Below are 8,962 nucleotides of genomic sequence, written 5' to 3' on the forward strand. Positions count from 1 at the left end.
AAAGAAGATGATCACTGTGACCACCGAAGCAACCGCGACCGCGGGCAGCCTCAAGCGCCTCTCCGACGAGGGCGTCTCCATCTGGCTGGACGACCTGTCACGCAGGCGGATCGAGTCCGGCAACCTCGCCGAACTCGTCGCGACCAAGAACGTCGTGGGCGTCACCACCAACCCGTCCATCTTCCAGGCCGCCATCGGCTCCGGTGAGGGCTACGAGGAGCAGCTCGCCGACCTCGCGGTGCGGGGCGTCACGGTCGACGAGGCCGTACGCATGATGACCACCGCCGACGTCCGCGCCGCCGCCGACATCCTGCGGCCCGTGTACGACGCCACCGACGGCCGGGACGGCCGGGTCTCCATCGAGGTCGACCCGCGTCTCGCGCACGACACGGCGGCCACCATCGCCGAGGCCCGGCAGCTGGCCTGGCTGGTCGACCGGCCCAACGTGATGATCAAGATCCCGGCGACCAAGGCCGGCCTCCCGGCGATCACCGAGGTCATCGGCCTCGGCATCAGCGTCAACGTCACGCTGATCTTCTCCCTGGAGCGCTACCGCGAGGTCATGGACGCCTACCTGGCCGGTCTGGAGAAGGCCGCCGCGCAGGGCCTGGACCTGTCCGGCATCCACTCCGTGGCGTCCTTCTTCGTCTCCCGCGTCGACTCCGAGATCGACAAGCGGCTGACCGCGATCGGCACGGACGAGGCCCTCGTGCTCAAGGGCAGGGCCGCGGTCGCCAACGCGCGCCTGGCGTACGAGCTGTACGAGGAAGTTTTCGCCGGTGAGCGCTGGACCGCCCTCACCGGCGCCAAGGCCAACAAGCAGCGCCCCCTGTGGGCCTCGACCGGCGTGAAGGACCCGGCGTACAGGTCCACCCTGTATGTGGACGAGCTGGTCGCGCCGGGCACTGTCAACACGATGCCCGAAGCCACGCTCGACGCCACCGCCGCCCACGGCGAGATCACCGGTGACACCGTCACCGGCGGATACGCGCAAGCCCGCGCCGACCTCGCCGCCGTGGAGGCGCTCGGGATCTCGTACGACGACGTCGTCACCCGGTTGGAGGACGAGGGCGTCGCCAAGTTCGAGGTGGCGTGGCAGGACCTGTTGGACGCCGTGAGGAAGTCGCTCGGCAGCAAGGGAGCTGACGCAGAATGATCTCCGACTGGGACAACCCCCTGCGCGACGCGCGCGACCGCCGGCTGCCCCGGATCGCGGGCCCGTCCGGCCTCGTCATCTTCGGGGTCACCGGCGACCTGTCCCGCAAGAAGCTGATGCCGGCCGTGTACGACCTGGCCAACCGCGGGATGCTGCCGCCGGGCTTCTCCCTCGTCGGGTTCGCCCGCCGGGACTGGGCCGACCAGGACTTCGCGCAGGTCGTGCACGACTCGGTGCGCGAGCACGCCCGCACCGAGTTCCGCGAGGAGGTCTGGCAGCAGCTGGCCGAGGGGATGCGGTTCATCCCGGGTGACTTCGACGACGACGAGGCGTTCAAGCAGCTGCGCCAGACGGTGGACGAGCTCGACGCGGCGCGCGGTACCAGCGGCAACTACGCCTTCTATCTCTCCGTACCGCCGAAGTTCTTCCCGAAGGTCGTGCGGCAGCTGAAGAAGCACGGTCTGGCGGACGCGCCGGAGGGGTCGTGGCGGCGGGCGGTCATCGAGAAGCCGTTCGGCTCCGACCTCGCGAGCGCCCGGGAGCTGAACGCGATCGTGCACGACGTGTTCGACCCGGAGCAGGTCTTCCGGATCGACCACTACCTGGGCAAGGAGACCGTCCAGAACATCCTGGCGCTCAGGTTCGCCAACCAGATGTTCGAGCCGATCTGGAACCGGTCGTACGTCGACCACGTACAGATCACGATGGCCGAGGACATCGGCATCGGTGGCCGGGCGGGCTACTACGACGGCATCGGCTCGGCCCGTGACGTCATCCAGAACCACCTGCTCCAGCTGATGGCGCTGACCGCGATGGAGGAGCCGGCCGCGTTCGACGCCGCCTCGCTGCTCACCGAGAAGCTGAAGGTGCTCAAGGCGGTGAAGCTGCCGGAGGACCTGGGCCGGCACACCGTGCGTGGGCAGTACGCGGCGAGCTGGCAGGGCGGCGCGCAGGTCGTCGGATACCTCCAGGAGGAGGGCATCGACGCGCGGTCGAAGACCGACACGTACGCCGCGATCAAGCTGAACGTGGACAACCGGCGCTGGGCGGGCGTGCCGTTCTATCTGCGCACCGGCAAGCGGCTGGGGCGGCGGGTCACCGAGATCGCGGTCGTCTTCCAACGGGCGCCGCACTCCCCGTTCGACTCGACCGCCACCGAGGAGCTCGGGCAGAACGCGATCGTCATCCGCGTCCAGCCGGACGAGGGCATGACGGTGCGGTTCGGCTCCAAGGTGCCGGGCACCTCGATGGAGATCCGGGACGTGACGATGGACTTCGCCTACGGCGAGTCGTTCACGGAGTCCAGCCCGGAGGCGTACGAGCGGCTCATCCTGGATGTCCTCCTCGGTGACGCCAATCTGTTCCCCCGCCACCAGGAAGTGGAAGAGTCCTGGAAGATCCTCGACCCGATCGAGGAGTACTGGGACAGGCACGGCACGCCGGCGCGGTACGCGTCCGGGAGCTGGGGACCCGAGGAAGCCGACGAGATGCTCGCACGAGACGGACGGAGCTGGCGCAGGCCATGAAGATCGACCTGACCGACACCACGGCAAGCAAGATCAACAAGGCACTGGTGCAGGGCCGCCGCGCGATCGGCACGCCGGCCGTGGGCATGGTCCTGACGATGGTGATCGTCACGGACGAGGAGAACGCGTACGACTCGATCAAGGCCGCCGAGGAGGCCTCGCACGAGCACCCCGCGCGCACCCTGGTCGTCATCAAGCGGCACGCCCGCACCCCGCGCGACCGCACCCGCTCCCACCTCGACGCCGAGGTCCGGGTGGGCGCCGACGCCGGTACCGGCGAGACCGTCGTGCTGCGCATGTACGGCGAGGTGTCGGAGCACGCCGACTCGGTGGTGCTGCCGCTGCTGCTGCCGGACGCGCCGGTCGTCGTGTGGTGGCCGGTGGAGGCGCCGGACAACCCGGCCAAGGACCCCCTGGGCGCGCTGGCCCAGCGCCGGATCACCGACCTGTACACCACCGAGAACCCGCTGGTGGAGCTGGAGGCCCGGGCCCGCTCCTACGCGCCCGGCGACACCGACCTCGCCTGGACCCGGCTGACCCCGTGGCGCTCCATGCTGGCCGCGGCGCTCGATCAGGCCCGGGTGCCGATCGTCTCGGCGACCGTGGAAGCCGAGGCCGACAACCCGGCCGCCGAGCTGCTGGCCCGCTGGCTGGAGGCCCGGCTGCACGTCACCGCCGAGCGGGTCGTCACCGCCGGGCCGGTCGTCACCGGTGTGCGCCTGGGCACCGAGAACGGCGAGATCGTCATCGACCGCCCCGAGGGCCCGCTGGCCACGCTGTCCCTGCCGGACCAGCCCTCGCGCACCCTGGCGCTGAAGGTCCGCACCACCTCCGAACTCATCGCCGAGGAGCTCAGGCGCCTCGACGCGGACGAGATGTACGCCATCGCCCTGCGCGGCGAGGCCACCAAGGAGAACCCCTCTGATGTCTGAGACTGCCAGGCTCACCCGGCGCCCCGAGTGGACCGCCCTGGAGGACCACCGCGCGGACGCGCTCCAGCGCCCGCGGCTGCGTGAGCTGTTCGCGGCCGACCCCTCCCGCGCCGAGCGGTACGTCGTACGCGTCGGTGACCTTCGCCTCGACTACTCCAAGCACCTGATCACCGACGAGACGCTCGCCCTGCTGCGGGAACTCGCCGCCGCGACGGACGTCTTCGGGCTGCGGGACGCGATGTTCCGCGGCGAGCGGATCAACGTCACCGAGGACCGGGCGGTGCTGCACACCGCACTGCGGGCGCCGCGCGACGCCGTGATCGAGGTGGACGGCGAGAACGTCGTGCCCGGGGTCCACGCGGTGCTCGACAAGATGAGCGCGTTCGCGGAGCGGGTCCGCTCCGGCGACTGGACCGGCCACACGGGCCGCCGGATCCGCAACGTCGTCAACATCGGCATCGGCGGCTCGGACCTCGGTCCCGCCATGGCGTACGAGGCGCTCCGCCCGTTCACGGCCCGGGAGCTGACGTTCCGGTTCGTCTCGAACGTGGACGGCGCCGACCTGCACGAGGCGGTCCGGGACCTGGACCCGGCGGAGACGCTGTTCATCGTGGCGTCCAAGACGTTCACCACGATCGAGACGATCACCAACGCCACGTCGGCCCGCTCCTGGCTGCTGGCCGGGCTGGGCGGCGAGGACAAGGCGGTCGCCAAGCACTTCGTCGCCCTGTCGACCAACGCCGAGAAGGTCACGGACTTCGGCATCGACCCGGACAACATGTTCGAGTTCTGGGACTGGGTCGGCGGGCGGTACTCGTACGACTCGGCGATCGGCCTGTCCCTGATGATCGCCATCGGCCCGGACCGCTTCCGGGAGATGCTGGACGGCTTCCACACCGTGGACGAGCACTTCCGCACCGCGCCGGCCGAGGCCAACGCGCCGCTGATCCTGGGCCTGTTGGGCATCTGGTACGGCAATTTCTTCGGCGCGGAGTCGCATGCCGTTCTGCCGTACAGCCACTACCTGTCGAAGTTCACGGCGTATCTCCAGCAGCTCGACATGGAGTCCAACGGCAAGTCGGTCGACCGGGACGGCCAGGTCGTGGGCTGGGAGACCGGTCCGGTGGTCTGGGGCACTCCGGGTACCAACGGGCAGCACGCCTACTACCAGCTGATCCACCAGGGCACCCGGCTGATCCCCGCCGACCTGATCGGCTTCGCCCGTCCGGTGGCCGAGCTGAGCGACGAACTCAAGGCGCAGCACGACCTGTTGATGGCGAACCTGTTCGCGCAGGGCCAGGCGCTGGCCTTCGGCAAGACCGCGGACGAGGTGCGCGCGGAGGGTGTGCCCGAGGAGCAGGTCCCGCACCGCACCTTCCTGGGCAACCACCCCACCACCACGATCCTCGCCCCCGAGCTGACCCCGTCGGTCCTCGGCCAGCTGGTCGCCCTCTACGAGCACAAGGTGTTCGTGCAGGGCGCCGTCTGGAACATCGACTCCTTCGACCAGTGGGGCGTCGAGCTGGGCAAGGTCCTCGCCAAGCGGGTCGAGCCCGCCCTGACAGAGGGGGCCGAGGTCCCCGGCCTCGACCCGTCCACCGCCGCCCTCGTGGCCGCCTACCGTGAACTCAAGGAAGTGAACTGACATGCAGATCGGTCTTGTTGGTCTCGGCAAGATGGGCGGCAACATGCGCGAGCGTCTGCGCAACGCCGGCCACACCGTCGTCGGCTACGACACCAACCCCGAACTGTCCGACGTCGCGAGCCTGGCCGACCTCGTCGACCAGCTCGACGCGCCGCGCACGGTCTGGGTCATGGTCCCGGCCGGCCACCCCACCCAGCTCGTCATCGACCAGCTGGGGAGCCTGCTCAAGCCGTACGACACGGTCGTCGACGGCGGCAACTCCCGCTGGACGGACGACGAGAAGCACGCCCAGGAGCTGGGCAAGCACGGCATCGGCTTCGTCGACGCGGGTGTCTCCGGCGGCGTGTGGGGCCTGCAGAACGGCTACGCCCTGATGGTCGGCGGTGAGAAGGAGCACGTCGACCGGCTCAAGCCGATCTTCGAGGCGCTCAAGCCGGAGGGGCCGTACGGCTATGTCCACGCGGGCAAGGTGGGCGCCGGGCACTTCGCGAAGATGGTCCACAACGGCATCGAGTACGCCATGATGCAGGCCTACGCCGAGGGCTGGGAGCTGCTGGAGAAGGTCGAGTCGGTGGACAACGTCCGGGAGGTGTTCCGCTCCTGGCAGGAGGGCACGGTCATCCGGTCCTGGCTGCTGGACCTCGCGGTGAACGCCCTCGACGAGGACGAGCACCTGGAGAAGCTGAAGGGCTTCGCGCAGGACTCCGGCGAGGGCCGCTGGACGGTGGAGGCCGCCATCGACCACGCCGTCCCACTGCCCGCGATCACCACCTCCCTCTTCGCGCGGTTCGCGTCCCGTCAGGACGACTCCCCGCAGATGAAGATGATCGCGGCGCTGCGCAACCAGTTCGGCGGCCACGCCGTCGAGTCGAAGAAGTAGCCGGCCGTGGGGGATCTGTTCCTGGTCCGCCACGGAGAGACGGAGTGGAGCAGGTCGGGACAGCACACCAGCTGGACCGACCTGCCCCTCACCCAGGCCGGCGAGGAACAGGCCAAGTCCCTGGCCCCGCTCCTCTCCGACCGCGCCTTCTCCCTGGCCCTCACCAGCCCACTGCGCCGCGCGGTCCGCACCGCCGAACTGGCGGGTGTGACGGGGGCCGTACCGGACGACGACCTGCGTGAATGGGACTACGGCGGCTACGAGGGCGTCACCACCGACACCATCCACCGCTCCCGCCCCGACTGGTACCTGTGGACCGACGGGGTGCCACCGGGACCGGACGGTCATCCCGGTGAGTCGCCGTCCGAGGTGGGGGCGCGTGCCGACCGGTTGCTGTCCCGGGTGGACGTGGCGCTGCTCGACGGCGACGTCGTCCTCGTGGCCCATGGGCACTTCCTGCGTGTCGTCACGGCCCGCCGGCTGGGACTGGCCCCGGCGGAGGGGCGGCTGTTCCAGTTGGCGACGGGCACGGTGAGCCGGCTGTCGACGGAGCATGGGCGGCCGGTGATCGCCGAGTGGAACACCCGGCCCTGACACCCGGGGCTTCGGGGCTGCTTCCGGGGGCGAGTTGACAGGTTGGGCGGCCGGCGTCAGAGTCCCCGCTGATGGAGATCAACGATCTGACGCCGGCCGAACTGCGGGTGTGGCAGGCCTTTCCCAAGGGTGAGGCCGTGGACTTCCGTACGGGGGAAGGCGAGGGTGCGGCCGAGGGCGCCGGATGGGGTCCCGAACGGACCGTGCGCGCCACGGTGTTGCGGGCTCTGCTGCTCGACGGACCGGTGGAGAACGGCGAGGTGGCCGCCCTCAAGGTGGCGGGCGCGCGGATCACCGGCGTACTGGATCTGCGGTACGCGACGATCGACAGTGTCGCCCGCCTGAGCCACTGTCACTTCGACGACGTCCCGGACCTCTCCGGCGCCCAGCTGAAGTACCTCAACCTGACCGGGTCCCGGCTGCCGGGCCTGGGGGCGGCGCGGATTCGGGTCGACGGAGGGCTGCGGCTGACGAAGTGCCGGTTCGGTGGGCGGGTGCGGCTCGGCGGGGCGCAGATCGCCGGGGCGCTGTATCTGGAAGGTGCCGAGGTCACCGCGCCGGAGGGGACCGAGGATCCGGTCCTGCAGCTCCATCAGGTGACCGTCGGGGAGGACCTGTGCGCGTCCCGGCTGCGCACACGCGGCGAGCTGCGCCTCAACGGCGCCACCATCAGCGGCTCGCTCCGGCTGGAGGACGCCGAGCTGCGTCATTCGGGCGCCTTCGTTTTCAGTGCCGAGGCCCTCGAGGTGGGCGCCAACGTCCTGTGCAGGCGGCTGAACGCACACGGCCGTATCGATCTGCGCGGCGCCCGCATACCCGGCCGCCTCGACCTGCTGTACAGCAGCCTGTCCCACCCCGGCGGCACCGCGCTGCGGGCGAGCAGCTGTGTCATCGGCGAGGTGTGGCTGCGCAAGGGCCCGCGGATCGAGGGCATGCTCAACCTGCGCCGTTCGCAGATAGACCACCTCAATCTGGAGCCGGAGATGCTCCCGGCCCAGGTCCGCCTCCTCGACCTCACCTACACCTCGCTCACCCCGCATGTGCCGCCCGAGCAGCGGCTGCCCATGCTGGAGCGGGACGAGGACACCTTCGACCCGCACGGCTACGAGCAGTTGACCGGCGCCTACCGCCGCACCGGCGACGACCACGCCGCCCGTCTGGTCCAGCTCGCCAAGCAGCGCCACCACCGCACCACCCTGCCCTGGTACGGCCGTCTGTGGGGCCACGTCCAGGACGCCACCGTCGGCTACGGGTTCCGGCCGATGCGGGCGCTGGGCTGGCTGCTGTCCCTGCTCGCCGTCGGCTCCGTCGCCTTCGCGCTGGAGGCGCCCCCGCCGCTGAAGGCGGGCGAGGCACCGCACTTCAACCCGGTGTTCTACACCCTCGACCTGCTGCTGCCGGTGATCTCCTTCGGTCAGGAACCGGCGTTCGCCCCGGAGGGCGGTCAGCAGGCGCTGGCCTACGTCCTCGTCCTCACCGGCTGGATCCTGGCGACGACGGTCATCGCCGGCGTCACCCGGACCGTCAGCCGTCATTGACTCCCGTCATCGGACCGGCCGCCCGGCGTGCTGGGCGGCCAGCCGCACCGGCGCGTTCTGGGCGCCGTAACCCCGGTAGCCGTCGCGCTGCACCAGCTCGAAGAAGACACGGCCGACCGTGACGGTGTAGCAGTGCCGGAACTCGCCATGCGCGTCACGGTCGTAGAGGATGCCCAGCTCGCGATACGTGTCCAACTCGCCGTCCGGGAACTCGTACCGCGCCGCCAGGTCGTCGTAGTAGTTGGCGGGGATGGGCAGCAGCCGGCCGCCCGCGTCCCGGAAGTGGCGCGCGGCGGCGACCACGTCGTCCGTGGCCAGGGCGATGTGCTGGGCGTGCACCGTGTCGTCGGTCGGCGCCGCGCCCACGCCCAGCGCGATCCGCACACTCCCGTCGGCGTTGGTGACGGCGCGGCTGCGCATCAGGCCGTACGGGTCGGCGACGTCGACGCTCTCCTGGGCGTGCAGCCCGAGGACGCTGCGGTGGAAGAGGGTCGCCTCGTCGAAGTGGTGCCAGGGCTGGGTGAGGGCTAGGTGGTCGATGCCGTGGACGCCGGGCGCCGTCGCCGCGTGTTCGAGGTCCGTGAAGTCGGCGCGCCAGTTCGGCAGTTCGTTCCGTGCCGTCGCGCAGAAGAACAGTTCCGTGCCGTCGGGGGCGGCGACCGCGTCGAGCGGGGCGTCCTCAGGGGCGCGG

Annotated in this window: 8 protein-coding genes; 7 read left to right on the plus strand and 1 reads right to left on the minus strand. The window is 70.5% G+C overall.

The features are described from left to right. Positions 1-7: 7 nt before the first annotated feature. From tal to L0P92_RS05445, 7 genes are all read left to right on the plus strand, one after another. Positions 8-1,156: a transaldolase gene (gene tal / locus L0P92_RS05415; RefSeq protein WP_234761343.1), complete on the plus strand. Its 1,149-nt coding sequence runs from the start codon at positions 8-10 to the stop codon at positions 1,154-1,156. Beyond that, complete coding sequence (gene zwf, locus L0P92_RS05420) at positions 1,153-2,682, plus strand: glucose-6-phosphate dehydrogenase (RefSeq protein WP_234761344.1); 1,530 nt, start codon at positions 1,153-1,155, stop codon at positions 2,680-2,682. The genes tal and zwf overlap by 4 nt, the downstream gene beginning before the upstream one ends. Then, on the plus strand, positions 2,679-3,614 hold the full coding sequence (gene opcA / locus L0P92_RS05425) for a glucose-6-phosphate dehydrogenase assembly protein OpcA (protein WP_234761345.1): 936 nt from the start codon (positions 2,679-2,681) through the stop codon (positions 3,612-3,614). The genes zwf and opcA overlap by 4 nt, the downstream gene beginning before the upstream one ends. Then, on the plus strand, positions 3,607-5,259 hold the full coding sequence (gene pgi, locus L0P92_RS05430) for a glucose-6-phosphate isomerase (protein WP_234761346.1): 1,653 nt from the start codon (positions 3,607-3,609) through the stop codon (positions 5,257-5,259). The genes opcA and pgi overlap by 8 nt, the downstream gene beginning before the upstream one ends. Before the next feature lies 1 nt (position 5,260). Beyond that, positions 5,261-6,139 carry a phosphogluconate dehydrogenase (NAD(+)-dependent, decarboxylating) gene (gnd, locus tag L0P92_RS05435; protein WP_234761347.1) on the plus strand — a complete coding sequence of 293 codons (879 nt, stop codon included), beginning with the start codon at positions 5,261-5,263 and terminating at the stop codon, positions 6,137-6,139. A gap of 6 nt (positions 6,140-6,145) precedes the next feature. Further along, a complete protein-coding gene (locus L0P92_RS05440) occupies positions 6,146-6,733 on the plus strand; it encodes a histidine phosphatase family protein (RefSeq protein ID WP_234761348.1) in 588 nt (195 codons plus the stop codon). A 71-nt stretch (positions 6,734-6,804) separates the two neighbouring features. After that, entirely contained in the window at positions 6,805-8,271 is a 1,467-nt protein-coding gene (locus L0P92_RS05445) for a membrane-associated oxidoreductase (protein WP_234761349.1), read from the plus strand. A gap of 6 nt (positions 8,272-8,277) precedes the next feature. Here L0P92_RS05445 and L0P92_RS05450 read toward each other — a convergent pair. After that, positions 8,278-8,962 (minus strand): VOC family protein (locus tag L0P92_RS05450; protein WP_234761350.1); only part of this gene is annotated, 685 nt, incomplete at its 5' end.

Origin of the sequence: Streptomyces muensis (genome assembly GCF_021474425.1) — a bacterium.
Classification (GTDB): Bacteria; Actinomycetota; Actinomycetes; order Streptomycetales; family Streptomycetaceae; genus Streptomyces; species Streptomyces muensis.

Coding starts and splice junctions, on each gene's coding strand:
- opcA (WP_234761345.1), top strand. CDS start 2,679: ATGAAGATCGACCTGACCGACACCACGGCAAGCAAGATCAACAAGGCA.
- gnd (WP_234761347.1), top strand. CDS start 5,261: ATGCAGATCGGTCTTGTTGGTCTCGGCAAGATGGGCGGCAACATGCGC.
- L0P92_RS05445 (WP_234761349.1), top strand. CDS start 6,805: ATGGAGATCAACGATCTGACGCCGGCCGAACTGCGGGTGTGGCAGGCC.
- zwf (WP_234761344.1), top strand. CDS start 1,153: ATGATCTCCGACTGGGACAACCCCCTGCGCGACGCGCGCGACCGCCGG.
- tal (WP_234761343.1), top strand. CDS start 8: ATGATCACTGTGACCACCGAAGCAACCGCGACCGCGGGCAGCCTCAAG.
- pgi (WP_234761346.1), top strand. CDS start 3,607: ATGTCTGAGACTGCCAGGCTCACCCGGCGCCCCGAGTGGACCGCCCTG.